Source organism: Synechococcus sp. OH2 (genome assembly GCF_047462155.1).
Taxonomy (GTDB): Bacteria; Cyanobacteriota; Cyanobacteriia; order Thermostichales; family Thermostichaceae; genus Thermostichus.
In genome coordinates this window covers 1-1,469 of record NZ_JANSIR010000087.1, presented here as the reverse complement: position 1 = coordinate 1,469, position 1,469 = coordinate 1, and the positions used below count along the sequence as shown (strand labels likewise).

Annotated in this window: 1 protein-coding gene and 1 pseudogene; one reads left to right on the top strand and one right to left on the bottom strand. The window is 60.8% G+C overall.

The genetic code is table 11. The annotated features are described in order from the left end of the window. Positions 1-671, bottom strand: a 671-nt coding sequence (deoC, locus tag NW835_RS07910; RefSeq protein WP_414414986.1) for a deoxyribose-phosphate aldolase, incomplete at its 3' end; no start/stop codon positions are given. Positions 672-861: 190 nt separating this feature from the next. On the opposite strand from deoC, the pseudogene NW835_RS07905 reads away from it, so the two are divergent. Next, positions 862-1,469 (top strand): annotated as a pseudogene (locus tag NW835_RS07905) (RNA-guided endonuclease TnpB family protein); the annotation flags it as partial.

The window sequence follows — 1,469 nt, the reverse complement described above, 5'->3', positions numbered from 1 at the left end:
TCTCGCATCAGCTCCAGCCCCCAGGAGGTGCCGATGCGGCTTGCCCCCGCGGCGATCATCGCCTCCGCCTGCGCCACTGTGCGGATGCCGCCCGAAGCTTTGACTCCCACCCTGCCGCGGCTAAGCTGCCACAGCAGTTGCACATCGGCCAGTGTCGCCCCTCCCATCCAGCCGGTAGAGGTCATCAAGAAAGCGACTCCCGCGTCCATGCAGATCTCAGCGGCCAGCCTTTTCTCCTCGTCAGTGAGCTGGGCTGTCTCCAAAATGGCCTTGACGCACACCCCCGTCTCCTCCACAATTTGGGCAATCTCGGCGTGGAGGCGATCCAGCTCCCGCGCCTTGAGCCAGGCCAAATTGATGCGGACATCCAGCTCCTGGCACCCCTGCTCCGCCGCCAACTGGGCCTCGTAGAGCTTGACCTCCGCCGTGTTGGTGCCCAGGGGAAACCCCACCACGGTGCTCACCCGTACCCGAGCTCCGTGTAACCGCTCCACCGCCCGTGGCACGTAGCAGGGAGGCACGCAAAAAGTGGGGAAGCCATAGCGCAGAGCGATTTCACACCCCTGGTCGATCTCCTCTGGGGTCACCATCGGCAGCAGCAGAGTGTGGTCGATGTACTCCGCCAAGTTAATCGGGCCGTCTGCCAGGCCCTTGGGCTCCAGAGAGAGCATCAGTTGCCCGATTCCACAGCACTATCTCTACTCTAGCCCCAAAGATCCCGGAGAGCAGCCGCAGCAGCCAATCCCCTCTGCCCCTGAGATTTCAGCTAGAAACCGCAGGAGCCCCGCCCTGTACCCCCGTATACGGGGGGAGGGGGGCCGGTCAGGGCCAGGAGGAATGCAGAGGACGTATAGTTGCAACATGACCCAAGTTTTAACTGTCTCCTGCAAGCTCAAGGTATCTGCGTCGCAAGCCGCCAAGCTGGATGCGACTCTGGGTGCCTTTGCACAAGCACTAAACTGGGTCAACCAAAACACACCAGAGAAGGTGGTCAACGCAGTCAAGCTTCAATCGCTCTGCTACCGCGAAATTCGTACCCGATTTGGGTTCTCCAGCAATAAGGACTCCGTCCCGCTAGCGCGAGTGGCACAGCAGGTAGGCAGGAGGCTAGCCGCTGCACGTAAGAGTGCCCAACAGAAAAACCGTTCAGTTAAAGCGTTTAAGGGCGGCTTTGTCACGTATGACGCTCGCATTTTCTTTTTCCGTGAGAGGGACTGGACGGTGTCGCTGACCACAAGCCCCCCTCTTGTCCCCCCGCCTGCGGGGGGATGGGGGGCCGGACGCGAACGCTTTGAGCTGGATGTTGGCTCCTACCAGCGCGGCAGGCTGGCGGGTTCTCATCCCAAGGCAGCCACGTTGGTCAAACGCCAAGACGATTCCTACTCCATTCAAATTTGCGTGGAGTCTGAGGTACCGGAACTGGAGCACGCCGTCAAGGCAATGGGCGTGGATTTGGGTAGGAGGGATAT